Origin of the sequence: Pigmentiphaga soli, from assembly GCF_039541095.1 — a bacterium.
Lineage (GTDB): Bacteria > Pseudomonadota > Gammaproteobacteria > Burkholderiales > Burkholderiaceae_B > Pigmentiphaga > Pigmentiphaga soli.
In genome coordinates this window covers 125,865-142,680 of record NZ_BAABFO010000005.1, presented here as the reverse complement: position 1 = coordinate 142,680, position 16,816 = coordinate 125,865, and the positions used below count along the sequence as shown (strand labels likewise).

At 68.9% G+C, this 16,816-nt stretch carries 14 protein-coding genes; 6 read left to right on the top strand and 8 right to left on the bottom strand.

Annotated elements, in window-relative coordinates:
* Window positions 1–12: 12 nt before the first annotated feature.
* On the top strand, window positions 13–993 hold the full coding sequence (locus tag ABD927_RS07020) for a Bug family tripartite tricarboxylate transporter substrate binding protein (protein ID WP_345247719.1): 981 nt from the start codon (window positions 13–15) through the stop codon (window positions 991–993).
* A 70-nt stretch (window positions 994–1,063) separates the two neighbouring features.
* On the opposite strand, the gene ABD927_RS07015 is transcribed toward ABD927_RS07020, so the two are convergent.
* Together ABD927_RS07015 and ABD927_RS07010 are read right to left on the bottom strand one after the other, a co-directional pair.
* Entirely contained in the window at window positions 1,064–1,873 is an 810-nt protein-coding gene (locus tag ABD927_RS07015; RefSeq protein ID WP_345247718.1) for a competence/damage-inducible protein A, read from the bottom strand.
* Window positions 1,870–2,673 (bottom strand): EI24 domain-containing protein, encoded by an 804-nt coding sequence (locus ABD927_RS07010; RefSeq protein ID WP_345247716.1) that lies wholly within the window; start codon window positions 2,671–2,673, stop codon window positions 1,870–1,872. The genes ABD927_RS07015 and ABD927_RS07010 overlap by 4 nt, the downstream gene beginning before the upstream one ends.
* Window positions 2,674–2,757: 84 nt before the next feature.
* Between ABD927_RS07010 and ABD927_RS07005 the strand changes: the two genes are divergently transcribed.
* On the top strand, window positions 2,758–3,141 hold the full coding sequence (locus ABD927_RS07005) for a thioredoxin family protein (protein WP_345247714.1): 384 nt from the start codon (window positions 2,758–2,760) through the stop codon (window positions 3,139–3,141).
* Window positions 3,142–3,145: 4 nt separating this feature from the next.
* On the opposite strand, the gene hrpA is transcribed toward ABD927_RS07005, so the two are convergent.
* Entirely contained in the window at window positions 3,146–7,048 is a 3,903-nt protein-coding gene (hrpA, locus tag ABD927_RS07000; RefSeq protein ID WP_425570203.1) for an ATP-dependent RNA helicase HrpA, read from the bottom strand.
* Between the two features lie 38 nt (window positions 7,049–7,086).
* On the opposite strand from hrpA, the gene argA reads away from it, so the two are divergent.
* A complete protein-coding gene (gene argA / locus ABD927_RS06995; protein ID WP_345247712.1) occupies window positions 7,087–8,436 on the top strand; it encodes an amino-acid N-acetyltransferase in 1,350 nt (449 codons plus the stop codon).
* A 36-nt stretch (window positions 8,437–8,472) separates the two neighbouring features.
* On the opposite strand, the gene ABD927_RS06990 is transcribed toward argA, so the two are convergent.
* Entirely contained in the window at window positions 8,473–9,456 is a 984-nt protein-coding gene (locus tag ABD927_RS06990) for a Bug family tripartite tricarboxylate transporter substrate binding protein (RefSeq protein ID WP_345247710.1), read from the bottom strand.
* 189 nt (window positions 9,457–9,645) lie between these two features.
* Between ABD927_RS06990 and ABD927_RS06985 the strand changes: the two genes are divergently transcribed.
* Together ABD927_RS06985 and ABD927_RS06980 are read left to right on the top strand one after the other, a co-directional pair.
* Entirely contained in the window at window positions 9,646–11,016 is a 1,371-nt protein-coding gene (locus ABD927_RS06985; RefSeq protein WP_345247708.1) for a Rieske 2Fe-2S domain-containing protein, read from the top strand.
* A gap of 36 nt (window positions 11,017–11,052) precedes the next feature.
* Entirely contained in the window at window positions 11,053–11,832 is a 780-nt protein-coding gene (locus ABD927_RS06980) for an HpcH/HpaI aldolase family protein (RefSeq protein ID WP_345247706.1), read from the top strand.
* A 48-nt stretch (window positions 11,833–11,880) separates the two neighbouring features.
* Here ABD927_RS06980 and ABD927_RS06975 read toward each other — a convergent pair whose 3' ends face one another.
* The 4 genes from ABD927_RS06975 to ABD927_RS06960 form a co-directional block, all read right to left on the bottom strand.
* The gene (locus ABD927_RS06975; protein WP_345247704.1) at window positions 11,881–12,621 is read right to left on the bottom strand and encodes an IclR family transcriptional regulator; all 741 of its coding nucleotides are present in this window, start codon (window positions 12,619–12,621) and stop codon (window positions 11,881–11,883) included.
* Between the two features lie 115 nt (window positions 12,622–12,736).
* Window positions 12,737–13,372 carry a 3-isopropylmalate dehydratase small subunit gene (gene leuD / locus ABD927_RS06970; protein ID WP_345247702.1) on the bottom strand — a complete coding sequence of 212 codons (636 nt, stop codon included), beginning with the start codon at window positions 13,370–13,372 and terminating at the stop codon, window positions 12,737–12,739.
* Window positions 13,365–14,780, bottom strand: a complete 1,416-nt coding sequence (gene leuC / locus ABD927_RS06965) for a 3-isopropylmalate dehydratase large subunit (RefSeq protein ID WP_345247700.1) — start codon at window positions 14,778–14,780, stop codon at window positions 13,365–13,367. The genes leuD and leuC overlap by 8 nt, the downstream gene beginning before the upstream one ends.
* A gap of 16 nt (window positions 14,781–14,796) precedes the next feature.
* On the bottom strand, window positions 14,797–15,789 hold the full coding sequence (locus ABD927_RS06960; protein WP_345247698.1) for a Bug family tripartite tricarboxylate transporter substrate binding protein: 993 nt from the start codon (window positions 15,787–15,789) through the stop codon (window positions 14,797–14,799).
* A 109-nt stretch (window positions 15,790–15,898) separates the two neighbouring features.
* On the opposite strand from ABD927_RS06960, the gene ABD927_RS06955 reads away from it, so the two are divergent.
* Window positions 15,899–16,816, top strand: a complete 918-nt coding sequence (locus ABD927_RS06955) for a LysR family transcriptional regulator (protein ID WP_345247696.1) — start codon at window positions 15,899–15,901, stop codon at window positions 16,814–16,816.

Below are 16,816 nucleotides of genomic sequence, written 5' to 3'. Positions count from 1 at the left end.
GGGAGACTCCATATGCAACGCAGACACTTTCTCCGGACCCTCGGGGCCGCGTCCCTCGCCGGCGCCGGTTTCGGCGCGGCAGCGCAGGAGCCCTGGCCAACGCGGCCGATCCGCATCGTCACGGGCTATGCCGCCGGCGGCGCGGCCGACGTCAGCTGGCGCATCGCCGCCGAAAAGCTCACGGCGAGCCTGGGGGTGCAGGTCTACGTCGACAACCGGCCCAGCGCCGGCGGCATCGTCGCGGGCCAGACCGTCAAGCAGTCGCCGCCCGACGGCTATACCTTCCTGCACGCCGCCAGCGGCAACTTCGCAATGACCCCGGCTCTGTTCAAGTCGCTCCCGTTCGATCCGGTGAACGATTTCCAAATGATCTCCGAGCTGACCCGCCACAGCCTGGCTCTGGTGACTTTGGCCAACAATCCGCTGAAGCGGCTCGAAGATGTGATCGCCGCGGCCAAGGCCAGTCCGGGCAAGTATTTCGTCGGCATCACGGCGATCGGTACCTTGCAGCATCTGGCCGGCGAATATTTCAAGTCGGTGGCCGGCATCGACGTGCAACTGGTGCCATTCAAGGGCTCGCCAGACCTCATCGTGGCCCTGCGCGCCGGCAACATCCAGTTCAGCATCGACACGCTGGCACCCGTGCTGGCGCAGATCCGTAGCGGCACCCTGCGCGCGATTGCCATCACCGATCCGCAAGGCTTTCCCGGCCTGCCCGACGTGCCCACGTTCGCGCACAGCGGCCTCAAAGGCTTCGAAGTGTTCACCGCCTGGAACGGTCTGGCGGCGCCCGCCCGCACCCCGCGGCCCATCGTCGATCGCATGAGCAGGGAAATCGGGACGGTTGCGGCGATGCCCGATGTGAGGTCGAAACTGCTCGAGTTCGGCCTGGTAGCCGGATCGACGACCCCGATGCAGTCCCAGGCCACCCTGAAAAAGGACATCGCGACGTGGGACCGGCTCATCGCCGATGCCCATATCGAGAAACAATGACGGGCTGGCAGTTGCAGCCGGGCGCCGCGCGGCAAGGCGGCACCGGGCCGAACGACGTGCCGGGGCGGGGTCAGGAGGCGGCGGCGAATTCGCCGCCCAGGCGCCGGACTTCCGAACGCAGGAATTCCAGGGCCAGGGCGGCGGCGGCCGGGTCGCCCTTGACGCCGAGCTCGATGTGGCGGCGTCCGTGCTCGCCCATGCTGGGCAGGCTGAAGGCCTTGATGCCGGGCCAGTTCACCTCGATCGCTTCCATTACCGGCGCGATGGTGGATTCGGCCAGCTCGAACACCAGGAAGGAATGCTCCACGTGCGGCACCGCATGGTGCAGGTCGGCGTAGCGCTGGTCGAGCGTCCATTCGATCATCGGCCACGCCATGACCGGGAAGCCGGGCACGAAGGTATGGTCGCGAATGAAGAAGCCGGGAATCTGGTTGTAGGGGTTCGGCACGATCTGGCTGCCCGCCGGGAATTCGCCCATCCGCAGGCGCTGCACGTTTTCGGGCGCCGTCATGTCGGCCGTGCCCTTGCCGGCCGCGGCGCTTTCCTGGCAGCGGCGGGTGATCAGCGCCCGCGCCTCGTCGTGCAGCACGGTGGGCACGCCCAGGGCTTCGGCGGCGGCCTGGCGGGTGTGGTCGTCGGGGGTGGCGCCGATGCCTCCGCACGAGAACACGATGTCGCCGCTGGCAAAGCTGCGGCGCAGCGCATCGACCAGCGCCGGGCGGTCGTCGCCCAGGAACTGGGCCCACGACAGGCGCAGGCCGCGCGCGCCGAGCAACTCGACGGCCTTGGCGAAATGGCGGTCCTGGCGGCGGCCCGACAGGATCTCGTCGCCGATGATGAACAGGCCGATGCGGCGCTGCGATGGGGAAACGTTGGTCATTGGATCGTCTCGCTGCGCAGCCGGCGCAGCCCCTCCAGGGCGAAGTGCGAAAACAGCAGGGCGGAAAACACCGGCAGCAGGAACCACGCCGGCGGCAGCAGGTTGATCAGCGCGCAGATCAGGCCGAGCATCCAGAAGCCCTTGTTGTGGCGAGCGATCAGGACCTTGCGCTCGGCTGGCGAGGCATGGTCGGCCAGCGCGTCGAAGCGCAGCATGCGGGTGAAGGCGAAGCTCCACCAGAAGATGGGCAGCAGCACGGCCAGCGGCGGCAGCAGCCACAGCGGCAGCGTGAAGAACCAGCCCAGCACGAAGGCGGTGGTCACCCACAGCGCATTCCAGATGCCGGCCGCCAGCGCGCCCCGCCCCTGCCGCCGCAGGCCGGGGTAGTCGCGCTGCTCCAGGTGGCGCAGCACCAGCGGCATCACGCCCACCGCCGCCACCACCAGCCCCAGGATGCCCGACAGCGGCAGCAGGATCAGCGCGGCGGCCAGCGGCACCAGCCACAGCTTGATCGACGCGATGCCGACCGCGATCAGGAGGCCGTCGATATTGCCGAACACCGGCGAGGAAAACACCGAGTCGCGCAGCCAGTCGCTCAGCGGCGTCCAGAACAGCCAGATCAGGACGAAGGCGCCGACCAGCGCCGCCAGCAAGGGCAGCAGAAGCGCCAGCAGCATGGGCGGCCGGAACTGCGACACCACGGCCCGGCCGAAGGCGCGCGCCACGCCGTCCAGGCCCTGCGACGCGACGGAAACGGAAACGGCTGAAGGGGAGTACGGCGAACGAGGATCGACCGGCATGGATTCCCTTGAAAACGGATACGGAGCAAGTATGCGTCACGGCACAGGCATAATGGCCGAAGAAACTTACCGTTACCAGTCCTCATGCCGGTCTATTTCCCCGATTCCGACGCCGCCCGCCTGCGCGAGCGGCTGGCCGACCCGAACGCGCTGCTGGTGGCCTGCCTGTGCGCGGCCTGGTGCGGCACCTGCCGAGAATACCAGCCGCGCTTCGCCGAACTGGCCGAACGCCGGCCCGGCAGCGTGTTCGCCTGGGTCGACATCGAAGAGCATCCCGATCTCGCCGGCGACGACGACATCGAAGACTTCCCCACCCTGCTGGTGCAGGACGCCGCCGGCCGCACGCTGTTCTACGGCCCGATGCTGCCGCACATCGGCCACCTGGAGCGGCTGCTCGAAGCCTTCGCCGCCGGCCCGGCCGCGCCGGCCGCGCACCCCGGCCCCCCGCTGCGCCGGCAACTGGCGTAACTCTTTAGCGCTGCATTGCCTCCCAGGCTTTCTGCAGGCGCTTGACCGACACCGGCATCGGCGTGCGCAGCTCCTGTGCGAACAGCGCCACCCGCAGCTCTTCCAGCATCCAGCGGAACTCGTCCAGGCGCGGGTCTGCCACGCCCTTGCGGGCCGCCCGCGCGCGCTGGTAGGGGGCGGTCAGCTGCGCCATCTCGGCCATCAGCCGCGCGTCGCGCGCCGGATCGGCGCGCAGCTTGTCGATCCGCGCCTGCACGGCCTTGAAGTAGCGCACGAAGTGCGACAGCTGCGGCTGCGGCGTGTCGCGGATGAACCACTTGGGCATCAGCGCCCGCATCTGCTGTTCCATGTCGGCATGGGCGGCGGCGTGCGGCCGGGTCTGCGGCAGCTTGCGCTGCGCGGCCGCCCATTCGGCCAGCACGGCGCCGGCCAGCCGCGCGATTTCCTGCGCCAGCAGGCCGACCCGGCCCTTGCCTTCGTTGCGGCGCGCCTCGAACGAGGCGGCGTCGGCCGGCAGCGGCTCGGCCAGGCAGGCCTGCGCCAGCGCGGCGTCGATGATCTGGTCGCGCAGTTCTTCCTGCGTGCCCAGCGGCATGTACAGCATGCTCATCTGGGTCATCCCCGGCAGGTTCTTTTCCAGGAACTTGACCTGGTCCTTCAGCTGCAGCCGGAACAGCCGCAGCAGCCCGGCGCGGTGATGGCGCGCGGCCTCGGCCGGGTCGTCGAACACGTCCAGGTCGCAATGCGTGCCGCGGTCCACCAGCGCCGGATAGCCGATCACCGACAGGCCGCCGCGGCGGATCTCCAGCAGCTCGGGCAGCGGACCGAAGCTCCAGTCGGTCAGGTTCTCGTGCGCCAGCGCATGCGCCACTTCCTTGTCGCGCGCCGCCACCTGCTGGAAGGTGGCCTGCGCCTCGCGCCCCAGTTCGCCCTTGAGCTGGGCCAGGTTGCGGCCCATCGCCAGCATCCGCCCGTGCTCGTCGAGCACGCGGAAGTTCATGAACAGATGGGCCGGCAGCGTCTCCAGCTTGAAGTCGCCCGGCGCCAGCTGCACGCCGGTATGCTCGCGCACGTCGGCGACCAGGGTGTCGATCAGTCCGCGGTCGGGCTTCTGCGCCAGCTCGAACCAGCGGTCGAAGAAGCCGGCCGCGTACTCGGGCAGCGGCACGCAATGGCGGCGCAGCTTCTGCGGCAAAGACTTCAGCAGCAGTTGCACCTTTTCTTTCAGCATGCCCGGCACCAGCCATTCGCAGCGCTGCGGATCGAGCTGGTTGAGCGCGAACAGCGGCACCGACAGCGTCACGCCGTCGCGCGGCGAGCCGGGTTCGAAATGGTAGTCGAGCGCCATGTCGATGCCGTGCAGCGTCAGCTTCTTCGGGAACACGTCGGTGGTGACGCCGGCCGCCTCGTGCCGCATCAGTTCGTCGCGCGACAGGAACAGCAGCCGCGCGGCCTCCTTGCCGCCGCGCGCGACCTGTTCGCGGTACCACTTCTCCAGCGTGACGGCCTGGTGGATGTCGGCCGGCAGCTGGCGGTCGTAGAAGGCGAAGATCAGTTCGTCGTCGACCAGGATGTCGGGCCGGCGCGACTTGTGCTCGAGCTTCTCGATCTCGGCCACCAGCTTGCGGTTGTGCGCGATGAACGGCAAGGTCGCCGCGCCGCCTGGCTTGCCGCCCACCGGCTGCCGGGTCTCGATCTCGCCCGGCACCAGCGCCTCGCGGATGAACAATTCGCGCGCGCGGACCGGGTCGATGCGGCCGTAGTCGATGCGGCGGCCGGAATAGATGGTGAGCCCGTACAGCGTGGCCCGCTCGTTGGCCACCACCCTGCCCTCCTTTTTTTCCCAGCGCGGGTCGGACCAGTTCTTCTGCAGCAGGTGGCGGCCGGCCCGCTCGATCCAGCCGGGGTCGATGCGCGCCACGCAGCGCGCAAACAGGCGCGAAGTCTCGACCAGTTCGCCCGCCACCACCCATCGCCCGGCCTTCCTGGCCAGCCGCGACCCCGGATGGATGTAGAAGCGGATGCCGCGCGCGCCCAGGTATTGGGCGTCTTCCTCGCTCTTGGTGCCGATGTTGCCCAGCAGGCCCGACAACAGCGCCAGGTGGACCTGCTCCAGCGTGGCTTCGGTCTGGTTCAGCCGCCAGCCCTGCTCGCCCACCACCGCCGCCAGCTGCGAATGGACGTCGCGCCATTCGCGCAGCCGCACCGGCGACAGGAAGTTCTGCCGCAGCTGTTCGACCAGCTTACGCTGCGACTGCTTGTGCGCGACGGCCTCTTCGTACCACTTCCACAGCTTGAGGAAGGCCATGAATTCGGAGCGTTCGTCGGCGAACCTGGCGTGCGCCTGGTCGGCCGCCTCCTGGGCTTCGAGCGGCCGGTCGCGCGGGTCCTGCACCGACAGCGCGGCGGCGATCACCAGCATCTCGGCCAGGCAGGACTGCTCGCGAGCGGCCAGGATCATGCGCCCGATGCGCGGGTCGACCGGCAGCCGGGCCAGCTCGCGGCCGACCTCGGTCAGGTCGTTGGCGTCGTCGATCGCGCCCAATTCCTGCAGCAGGTGGTAGCCGTCGGCAATGGCCCGCCCGGGCGGCGTCTCGACGAAGGGAAAGCGTTCGATGTCGTCCAGCCGCAGCGATTTCATGCGCAGGATCACGCTGGCCAGCGAGGAGCGCAGGATCTCGGGATCGGTGAAGCGCGGCCGGGCGGCGAAATCGGTCTCGTCGTACAGGCGGATGCACAGGCCCGGCCCGACCCGGCCGCAGCGGCCCGCCCGCTGATTGGCCGAGGCCTGGCTGACCGGCTCGATCCGCAGCTGCTCGACCTTGTTGCGCCAGGAATAGCGCTTCATCCGCACCAGGCCGCTGTCGACCACGAAGCGGATGCCGGGCACCGTGAGCGAGGTTTCGGCCACGTTGGTGGCCAGCACGATGCGGCGCCGGTTGCCCTGCGGATGGAAGACCCGCTCCTGCTCGGCCTGCGACAGCCGGGCGAACAGCGGCAGCACCTCGGTGGCGGCCGGATGGTGCTTGCGCAGCGCCTCGGCCGCCTCGCGGATCTCGCGCTCGCCGGGCAGGAATACCAGCACGTCGCCCGGGCCATGGCGGGCGCACTCGTCCACGGCGTCGACGATGGCGTCGATCATGTCGCGCTCCTCGTCGCGCGACAGGTTCTCGCGTTCCCGCTCGCGGCCGCGCTCGGGCCGGCGCGGCGCCTCGGGCGCGTCGTCGTCGGCGGCCTGCATGCCGCGGGTGTCGACCGGCCGGTAGCGCACCTCGACCGGATACATCCGGCCCGAGACCTCGATCACCGGCACGCTGTCCTGCCCGGGCGGCGCGAAATGGCGCGCGAAACGCTCGGCGTCGATGGTGGCCGAGGTGATGATCAGCTTGAGGTCGGGCCGGCGCGGCAGCAGCTGGCGCAGGTAGCCCAGCAGGAAATCGATGTTCAGGCTGCGTTCATGCGCCTCGTCGATGATCAGCGTATCGTAGGCGCGCAGCCGCGGATCGCGCTGCGATTCGGCCAGCAGGATGCCGTCGGTCATCAGCTTGACCGAGGCGCCGGGCTCGGTGCGGTCGTTGAAACGCACCTGGTAGCCCACCACCTGGCCCAGCGGCGTGTTCAATTCCTGGGCGATGCGGCGCGCCACCGAGGTCGCCGCCAGGCGGCGCGGCTGCGTATGGCCTATCATTCCGGCCGAGCCGCGGCCCAGTTCCAGGCAGATCTTGGGAAGCTGGGTGGTCTTGCCCGAGCCGGTCTCGCCGCTGACGATGATGACCTGGTGGGCGGCCAGCGCGCGGGCGATTTCGTCGCGGCGGCCGCTGACCGGCAGCTCCTCGGGGTAGACGATGGGCGGAACCGGGTTGCGGCGTCGTGCGGGAGGTACAGTCTTGGCGGATTGTGCAGCCATGTGGAGATCTTGAATTAACCGCTTATTATAATTTCGCGATGAACGCTGCTCCGACCCCCACCGCCGCGCCGGTCGATCCCGACCTGAACGCCCGGTTCGTCCGCTGGTTCCGCGAAGTCGCGCCCTATGTGCACGCCTTCCGCGGCAAGACCTTCGTCGTCGCCTTCGGCGGCGAGCTGGTGCAGGCCGGCGCGCTCAACGTGCTCATCCAGGACCTGTCGCTGATGAGCTCGCTGGGCGTGCGGCTGGTGCTGGTGCACGGCTCGCGGCCCCAGGTCAACGAGCAGCTCCGGCTCAAGGGCATCTCGTTCCAGTTCGACCGAGGCCTGCAGATCACCGACGCCGCCGCGCTCGAATGCGCCAAGGAAGCCGCCGGCGAGCTGCGCCTGGACATCGAGGCCGCGTTCAGCCAGGGCCTGCCCAATACGCCGATGTCGCATGCCCACGTGCGGGTGGTATCGGGCAACTACATCACCGCCCGGCCGGTGGGCGTGATAGAGGGCGTGGATTTCCGCCATACCGGCATGGTTCGCAAGGTGGATACCGAGGCCCTGAAGCACGCCATCGACCACGGCTCGATCGTGCTGCTGTCGCCGCTGGGTTTTTCGCCCACCGGCGAGGCCTTCAACCTGTCGATGGAAGACCTGGCCACCAGCGTGGCGGTGGCGCTGCGCGCCGAAAAGCTGATCTTCCTGACCGACGCCCCCAGCATCGTCGACAAGGACGGCAACGTCGACACCGAACTGGCGCGCGAGGATGCCGACGCCCTGGTGGCCCAGGGCGAGCTCGACGCCGGCACCGCGGTCGTGCTGCGCCATGCGTCGCGCGCGGTCAAGCTGGGCGTGGCGCGCGCCCACCTGATCCCGTTCGATCTCGACGGCGGCGTGCTGCTCGAGGTGTTCACCCACGACGGCGTGGGCACCATGGTAGTGGAAGACACGCTGGACGACCTGCGCGCCGCCACCATCGACGACATCGGCGCCATCGTGCAGCTGATCGAGCCGCTGGAGAACGACGGCACGCTGGTGCGCCGCGGCCGCGGCAGCATCGAGCGCGACATCGAGAAATTCTCGGTGGCCGAGCACGACGGCGTGATCTACGGCTGCGCCGCGCTCTACCCCTACGCCGGCGAGAAAATGGCCGAGATGGCCTGCCTGACGGTCAACCCGCAATGGCAGGGCGAGGGCGAAGGCGACAAGCTCCTGCGCCACATCGAAAGCCGCGCCCGCGCGGCCGGCATCAACCGCCTGTTCGTGCTGACCACCCGTACCGCGCACTGGTTCATCAAGCGCGGCTTCGTGCAGGGCAGCGTGGCCGACCTGCCGAAAGACAAGCAAAGCCACTACGACCGCAGCCGCAACAGCCAGGTGTTCATCAAGCGGCTGTAATGGGCGGCGGCCGCGCGGCCCTGCGCCCTGCCGCCGTCAGTCCGCGTGCATGTTCACCCGTTTGACGATCTGCGCGACCTGGGTGCGATCTTCGGCCAGCATCTTCCTGAAAGCCTCGGTGGTTCCGCCCACCGGCCGGTAGCCCAGCGTCATGAAACGCTCTTTCACGTCGGGCATCGCCAGCACGCGGCCGACGTCGGCGTTCATCTTCTCGATCACCGCGGCCGGCGTGCCGCGCGGCGCCAGCAGCCCCTGCCACACTTCGTACTTACAGTCGGGCCAGCCCGATTCCGCCATGGTCGGGATGTCGGGATCGCCGGGCCAGCGCTGCGGGGTGGCGACGGCCAGCGGCCGCAGCTTGCCCGACTTGATATGCGGACCGGCTGAGGTCAGCGAGGTGACGATGGCCGGCACCTGGCCGCCGAGCACGGCCGTGATGGCCTCGGCCCCGCCCTTGTAGGGAATGTGTTCCATGTCGAGCCCGCTGCTCACCTTCAGCAGTTCGCCCGCCAGGCTGGAGGCGCTGCCCAGGCCGGTCGAAGCGTAGCTGAGCGAACCGGGCTTGCGCTTGGACAGCGCCACGAACTCCTTCAGCGTGCGCGCCGGGACCGAGGGATGGACGGCCAGCACGCTGGGCCCCGCGCCCAGCTGGATGACGGGCATCAGGTCGCGCTCGGGGTCGTAGCCGGCCTCTTTGTAGATGAAGGGATTGATGGTGTGGTTGTTCGACGTCACGAGAAAAGTCGCGCCGTCCGGATGGGCGCGCGCCACGAATTGCGTGGCGATGTTGCCGCCGGCGCCTGGCCGGTTCTCCACCAGCACCGTCCTGCCGGTCAGCGTTGTCAGGCGCTCGCCGATCAGCCGCGCGATCTGGTCGGACGCGCCGCCGGCCGCGGTGATGATGACGAATTTGATGGGCCCTTCTGCGGCCGGCTGCGCCGCGGCCAGCGATGCGCACAAGAACATCGCGGCGGCGGCCAGCGCGCGCCCCGTTTTCTTTCCGATTCCTGCTGCTTCCAATGTCGTCTCCTCGCTTTTTTCTTGTGGAGGGCTTTTCCGTACCGCCTGCGGCGATGCGCCCTTCCCGTATTCCACCGGCCGCGAATTGACAATAACATACTCGTAGAATAATGTTCCAAATAAATTAGAACATAGTTCTTTTTTATAAATTGCGTCGCGCGCGCCAAGACATACAACGAAGGAGACCTCATGCTGACGCCCGAAGACAACCGCCTGCTCACCCGCGTCGGGCCCGACACGCCGATGGGCCGCCTGTTCCGGCGGTTCTGGCTGCCCGTGCTGCTCGCCAGCGAGCTGCCCGAACCCGATTGCCCGCCCGTGCGCGTGCGCATTCTTTGCGAAGACCTGGTCGCCTTCCGCGACAGCTCGGGCCGCGTCGGCCTGCTGGACGAGCATTGCCCGCACCGGCGCGCCAGCCTGTTCCTCGGCCGCAATGAAGAGGACGGCATCCGCTGCGTGTTCCACGGCTGGAAGTTCGACGCCACCGGCCGGTGCGTGGACCTGCCCTCGGTGGAAAACGGCGCGGCGCTCAAGAACCGGGTGCGCATCGCCGCCTATCCGACGCGCGAGTTCGGCGGCTACGTCTGGTGCTATATGGGCCCGCCCGAGCACCAGCCCGAGCTGCCGCGAATGGAGTTCGGGCTGGTGGCGCCGCAACGGCGCTTCATCACCAAGCGCCGCCAGTTCGCCAACTGGGCCCAGGCGGCCGAAGGCATCCTCGACCCCACCCACTTCTCGTATCTGCACATTCCCATCAGCCGCAACCGCGACGCCTGGGGCAAGATGATGTACGGGGCGAACTTCAGCACGACCGAAGTGGACCCTCGGCTGCGCTGGGTGGTCGAGGACGGCTGTCCGTCGATCCACGTGCGGCCGCTGCCGAACGACCTGGGCATGACGGTGGCCGGCAAGCGCCGCGCTGACGGCGACGACGCCTACTGGCGCATCATCCAGTTCCTGATGCCCAGCACCTCGCTCGCGCCCGGCAGCTCCGAGGGCGAGAACTACCACGGCCAGACGGTCGTGCCGATCGACGACGAGAACGCCTGGGTGTTCAGCTACACCTGGAACCCCGAGCGGGAGCTGACCGAGCAGGAGCGCAAGCAGCTGGGCAGCGGCTCGGCGGTGCACCCGGCGCTGGACGACCAGTTCACGCCCAAGCGCAACCGGGCCAACGACTACCTGATAGACCGCGAGCTGCAGAAGACCCAGACGTACTCGGGCATCGTGGGCATCGGCGAGCAGGACACCGCCATCAACGAAAGCCAGGGCGTGATCTACGACCGCAGCAAGGAATTCCTGGTGGCTTCCGACGCCGGCATCGCCCGCATGCGCAAACTGTGGCTGGAGACGGCGCGCAAGCTGGCCGATGGCATCGAACCCGTCGCGCCCTCGCACCCCGACGGCTACAAGGTCCGCTCTGGCAATGCCGTCTGCCCGGGCAGCATGACGCTGGAGGAAGTCATGGTCAGGCGCTTCGGCCACGTTCACGGGCACCTGGGGTCGATGTACGACGGCGGTGCACAGCAGGAACGCGCCGCCGGCGTGCCGGTGGCCTGACGGCCGCTCCCCGGAACCTTCCCCATCGAGACGACCATGGCCTCCTACGACAACCCATACAAGCGCAAGCTCGCCGGCGGGCAGCCGATGTACGGCATCTACTGCTTCATCCCGGCCTTCCAGACGGTGGAAATCCTGTCGCACAGCGGGCTGGACTACCTGCTGCTCGACATCGAGCATTCGCCCACCTCGCTGCCCGTGGTGCACCAGCAGCTCGCCGCCATGCGCGGCAGCGGCATGAGCGCCGCCGTGCGCATTCCCGCCATGGCGCCCGAGGCCCTGCTGCCCTACCTCGACCTCGGCATCCAGAACTTCGTCTTCACCGGAGTCACCAGCACGGCCGGGGCGCAGGCGGCGGTGGCCGCCACCCGCTACCCGCCGGCGGGCCGGCGCGGAATCGGCGCCCGCATGCGCGCCGTCGGCTACCGGCCGGACGACGGCTATTTCGGCGCGGCCAACGGCCAGATCGCGGTCGGGATCCAGATCGAGACCCGCCAGGCCTGCGACGAACTAGACGCGATCTGCGCCATCGACGGCGTGGACCTGATCACCTTCGGGCCGCAGGACCTGGCGGCCGACTGCGGCCTGCTGGGCCAGCCGCGGCATCCGGAGGTGGAAGCCATGATCGACGCGGGCCTGCGGCGCGCGCGGCGCAACGGCAAAGCGGCAGGCATGACGGCGCTGACGGAAGACGACGCGCGCCGGTACGCGGCGGCGGGCGCCAACGTGCTGACCGTCGGCGCCGACATCGCGATGCTGCGCGGCCAGGCCGAGGCGCTGCACCGGCGCTACGTCGCGCCCGCCGCGAAGGCCTGACTGCCGCGACGGCCAGCCGCCAGGCGCGCCCGGCGCCCGGCCTGCGCCTCAGGCCTGCTCGTCGGCCGCGACCAGCGCCAGCGGCCCGCTGAAGCGGCCCATGTCGCCGCCCAGCCCCTGCGTGATGCGGAATGCGGCCTTCAGCAGCTGCGCTTCCGCCCGCCGCACCACGCCGCGGTTGAAGCGCCGCTGCGGGCCGGTGATGGCCAGCGCCCCGGCGATGCCCTGCGCGTCGAACACCGCGGCGGCCACGGCCGACATGTCGAGCGCGACCTCGCCCGCCGACGACACCACCAGGTTCTTGCGGATGCGCGCATAGGCCGGATCGAACGGCTCGCGAAAGGCCATCATGATCTTGCCGGCCGCGCCCTTGTCCATCGGCACGATGTCGCCCGGCGACAGGTGCGCGCGCACCAGCTGCGGCGAGTTCACGCGGTACAGGCAAAGCCGCAGGCCGTCGCGCTCGATGAAGAACGACGCGCTTTCGCCGAACTCGGCCACCAGCTCGCGCAGCGCCGGCAGGATGATCTCCGCGGGCTGCGTGGTCTGCTGGTAGACCGCCCCCAGGTAAAACGGCGTGGAGCCGATCTGGTAGGCGCCGTCGGGCCGGCGCAGCAGGTAGCCGAAGCGTTCCAGCGTGGCGGCCAGCCGCAGCGCGGTGCTCTTGTACAGCCCCGTGCGCGCGGCGATCTCGGTAAGGGTCAGGGCCCTGCGCGCGGAGCGGAAAGTGTCGAGAAGATGCAATGCTCGTTCTACGGCGGCGACGGTGCGCAGCTCTTCGTCTTTCATGTGCCAGATCATCCTCGGAACGGAGTGGGCCGCAGCCCAGGCCGACTATATCATCCGAGGATGCGGCGCAAGGGCGGCCCTGCGCCTGCCGCCCGCCCGCGGCAAGGCCGGCGCGCTACAGCCGCGCGCGGGTCTTCGCCGCCACGCCTTGCAGCCACGGCTGGCGCCGCCAGTGCGCGGCTTCGAACGCGCGGATGGCGTCGTCGTGCGCCACCGACGCGCCCACCAGGTCCCAGCCGTTCAAGAACATCCGATGGTGCATGGGCAGCATCGGGAAAGCCGCGGCGTGCGCGGCGCTGCGCACCGTCAGCGCGGCGACGTCGATCGACAGCCGGTTGCCGCCGGGCGTGGCGACCTCGTCCATGAAGCGCAGCGCATCGGCTTCCTCTACTTCCGCCAGCAGCAGGCCGTTGTTCATCGCGTTGGAGTAGAAGATCTCGCCGAAGCTGGGGGCCACCACGGCCCGGATGCCGAACTGCATCAGCCCCCAGACCGCGTGTTCGCGGCTGGAGCCGCAGCCGAAGTTGGGGCCGCCCACCAGGATGCGGCAGCCCGCGTATTCCGGCCGGTTCAGCACGAAATCGGGCCGCGCCCGGCCCTGCGGGTCGAAGCGCATGTCGTACAGCAGGCCGCGGTCCAGACCGGCCTTGTCGATGCCGCGCAGGAACTGCTTGGGCATGATCTGGTCGGTGTCGAGATTGCTGATCGGCAGCGGCGCCGCGACGCCTTCGATCGTGGAATGCTCAGCCAAGCGTGCTCTCCAGGTGACGGACGTCGGTGATACAGCCGGCCAGCGCGGCGGCGGCGGCCATCGCGGGGCTCATCAGGTGGGTGTAGCTGTCGCGGCCCTGCCGCCCTTCGAAATTGCGGTTGGTGGTCGAGGCGCAGCGCTCGCCGGGCGCCAGCACGTCGTCGTTCATGGCCAGGCACATCGAACAGCCGGGCTGGCGCCATTCGAAGCCGGCATCGGCCAGGATGGCGGCGATGCCTTCTTCCTCGGCCTGCCGCCGCACGGCGCCCGAGCCCGGCACCACCATCGCCCGCACGCCCGGATGCACTTTGCGGCCCTTGACCACGGCGGCCGCCGCGCGCAGGTCTTCGATACGGCCGTTGGTGCACGAGCCGATGAACACCCGCTGCACCGGCAGGCCGTCCAGCGAAACGCCGGCGGACAGGCCTGTATAGGCCAGCGCCTTTTCGAGCGCCAGGCGCTCCAGCCGATCCTGCGCGGCCTCGGGCGCCGGCACCCGTTCGCCGATCTCGATCGACTGGTCGGGGCTGGTGCCCCAGCTCACGTAGGGGCCGACCGCGGCGGCGTCGAAGCGGTGCTCGACGTCGAAGCGCGCGTCGTCGTCGGACCGCAGCTGCCGCCAGCATTCGCGCGCGGCCTCTTCCATGCCCGCCATGTCGACGGCGCGTTCCAGCACGTAGCGGATCGCCGCCTCGTCGGGCGCGATCAGCGCGCCGCGCGCGCCGGCTTCCACCGCCATGTTGCACAGGGTCATGCGAGCTTCGATCGACAGTGCCGAGATCGCGTCGCCGCAGAACTCGACCACGTGGCCGCGCGCGCCCTGCGCGCCGATGCGGCGGATGATGTGCAGCACCAGATCCTTGGCGGTGACGCCGGCCGCCAGTTCGCCGTCGACCCGGATGCGCATGTCGGCGGCGGTGCGATAGACCAGCGTCTGGGTCGCCAGCACGTGCTCCACTTCCGAGGTTCCGATGCCGAAGCCCAGCGCGCCGAGCGCGCCGTAGGTGGTAGTGTGGCTGTCGCCGCACAGCACCACCATGCCCGGCCGCACCATGCCGAACTCCGGCGCCACCACGTGCTCGATGCCCTGGAAACGGTCGTTGGTATCGAACATCGCCAGCCCGAAGTCGTCGCAATTGCGCTTCAGGTTGGTGGCCTGCAGCGCCGAGGCCGGATCGGCGATGATCCGGTGCGCCACCGGATGGGTAGGGATGATGTGGTCGACCACCGCCATCTGCTGCGCCGGCGCGGCCACCGGCAGCCCGCGCTCGCGCAGGCCGGCGAAGGCCTGCGGGCTGGTGTACTCGTTCATCACGTGCAGGTCGGCGTACAGCAGGACGTTCTGTTCGTCCAGGCGCAGTACGGTGTGCGAATCGACCAGTTTCTGGTAAAGCGTGCGGGGCGCCATGGCGGGCGTTCTCCGGTTACTGGATCTGGATGCCGGCGTCCTTGATGACTTTGGCGTACTTGGCCAGGTCGGACTTGATGGTCGCCTGGGCCTCCTGGGGCGAACTGGCGGTCACGCCATAGCCGGCTTCGGCCAGCGAGTTGACCACCTCCGGCATCCGCAGCACCTTCACCGCCGTCGCGTTCAGCTTGTCGATCACGGCGTCGGGCGTGCCGGCCGGCGCCAGCAGCGCCACCCAGGAATTCACGTCGTAGCCCGGCACGCCGGACTCGTCCAGGGTCGGCACGTCGGGCAGCACCTTGGCGCGCTCCAGGCTGCCGACGGCGATCGGGCGGACCTTGCCGGCCTTGATCAGCGGCACGGCCAGCCCCGGGCTGACGAAGCCGGCATCGATCTGGCCGCCCATCAGGTCGGTCATGAAGCCGCTCGACGTTTTGTACGGCACGTGCAGCCAGTGCGTGTTGGTGGCCGAGGCCAGCAGCTCGAACGCCAGGTGGAACACCGAACCGACGCCAGGCGAGCCGTAGGTCAGCTTCTGTTGCTCGGGCTTGCTGCGGGCATAGGCCAGCAGTTCCTGCAGGTTCTTGGCGGGCACCTTGGAATTGACCGTCAGCATCGCCTGGCCGGAAGTCATGATCGACACCGGCACGATGTCCTTGATGGGATCGTACGTGACCTTGGTCAGGCTCGGGTTGATGGCGTAGTTCAGCGATACCACGCCCAGCGTATAGCCGTCCTTGTCGGCGCGGCTCAGCTGCGTGGCGCCCACCACGCCGCCCAGCCCGGCCTGGTTCTCGATCACCATCGGCTGGCCGAGGATTTCCGACATGCGGGGGATGACGGTGCGGGCGACGGTGTCGCCGCTGGAGCCGGGAGAATGCATCACGATCACGTGGATCTGCTTGGTCGGGTAGGCCTGCGCCCAGGCGGATCCGGCGCCGGCAGCCGTGGCGATGAGCGCCGCAAGAACGTTCCGACAGCGACGCCAGGCGATTGCGTTGGTCAACATCTATAGTCTCCTCGGATGATTTGGAATATCGATTCTTTTTTTTAGTATATGGATTCTGCGTTTTTTATAATTATTTCTACAAAAACTTATTGTGTCTTCATAGTTAACAATGGAACCCGTCTCCGACCTGTCCTTTTTCGTGCTGGTGGCCGAGATGGGCAGCCTGCGCGCAGTCGCGCAGGAACTGGGCGTCACGCCGCCGGTGGTCAGCAAGCGGCTGGCGGCCATCGAGCGCCATCTGGGCGTGCGCCTGCTCAATCGCACCACCCGCCGCTCCAGCATCACGCCGGAGGGCCGGCTGTACCTGGAAGGCGCCCAGCGCATCCTGGGCGAGATCGCCGAGCTGGAACAGCACGTCACCGGCGCTCACACCGCGCCCAAGGGCCTGCTGCGGGTAGAGGCCACGCTCGGCTTCGGCCGCCTGCACATCGGGCCGGCGATGACCGAGTTCGCGCGGCGCTATCCGGAGGTGGAATTGCAGCTGCACCTGTCGGATGGCGTCTCCAGCGCGCGCGAAAGCATGTTCGACATCGCCATCCGCTTCGGCGAGCCGGCCGACGGACGCATCATCGCCCGCCGGCTGGCGTGCAACCGGCGCCGCCTGTACGCCGCGCCGCGCTACCTGGAGCGGGCCGGCACGCCGCAGGCGCCCGAAGACCTGGCCGACCATTCCTGCATCGTGATCCGCGAAAGCGAAGCGGCCTACGGCACCTGGCGCCTGGAGTCGCGCCATCGCAGGAAGACGGTCAAGGTGCGCGGCCCGGTCAGCACCAACCACGGCGAGGTCGCGCTCAGCTGGGCGCTGGCGGGTCAGGGCATCGTGATGCGTTCGGAATGGGAGGCCGCCGCCCACGTGCGCGCCGGCAAGCTGCGCACCGTGCTCGATTCGTGGTCCACTCCGGATGCCGACATCTACGCCGTTTATCCGGAACGCATGCACATGTCGTCGCGGGTGCGCAGCTTCCTCGACTTCCTGCTGCAGCGCTTCGAGCGGCAGCGCGGCGCCAACGGCGGCGCATACTGGTAG

Excerpts from the sequence above, each read along its gene's own strand:
- ABD927_RS07020 (WP_345247719.1), top strand. The coding sequence starts at position 13 with ATGCAACGCAGACACTTTCTCCGGACCCTCGGGGCCGCGTCCCTCGCC.
- ABD927_RS07015 (WP_345247718.1), bottom strand. The coding sequence starts at position 1,873 with ATGACCAACGTTTCCCCATCGCAGCGCCGCATCGGCCTGTTCATCATC.
- ABD927_RS07010 (WP_345247716.1), bottom strand. The coding sequence starts at position 2,673 with ATGCCGGTCGATCCTCGTTCGCCGTACTCCCCTTCAGCCGTTTCCGTT.
- ABD927_RS07005 (WP_345247714.1), top strand. The coding sequence starts at position 2,758 with ATGCCGGTCTATTTCCCCGATTCCGACGCCGCCCGCCTGCGCGAGCGG.
- hrpA (WP_425570203.1), bottom strand. The coding sequence starts at position 7,048 with ATGGCTGCACAATCCGCCAAGACTGTACCTCCCGCACGACGCCGCAAC.
- argA (WP_345247712.1), top strand. The coding sequence starts at position 7,087 with ATGAACGCTGCTCCGACCCCCACCGCCGCGCCGGTCGATCCCGACCTG.
- ABD927_RS06985 (WP_345247708.1), top strand. The coding sequence starts at position 9,646 with ATGCTGACGCCCGAAGACAACCGCCTGCTCACCCGCGTCGGGCCCGAC.
- ABD927_RS06980 (WP_345247706.1), top strand. The coding sequence starts at position 11,053 with ATGGCCTCCTACGACAACCCATACAAGCGCAAGCTCGCCGGCGGGCAG.
- ABD927_RS06975 (WP_345247704.1), bottom strand. The coding sequence starts at position 12,621 with ATGAAAGACGAAGAGCTGCGCACCGTCGCCGCCGTAGAACGAGCATTG.
- leuC (WP_345247700.1), bottom strand. The coding sequence starts at position 14,780 with ATGGCGCCCCGCACGCTTTACCAGAAACTGGTCGATTCGCACACCGTA.
- ABD927_RS06960 (WP_345247698.1), bottom strand. The coding sequence starts at position 15,789 with ATGTTGACCAACGCAATCGCCTGGCGTCGCTGTCGGAACGTTCTTGCG.
- ABD927_RS06955 (WP_345247696.1), top strand. The coding sequence starts at position 15,899 with ATGGAACCCGTCTCCGACCTGTCCTTTTTCGTGCTGGTGGCCGAGATG.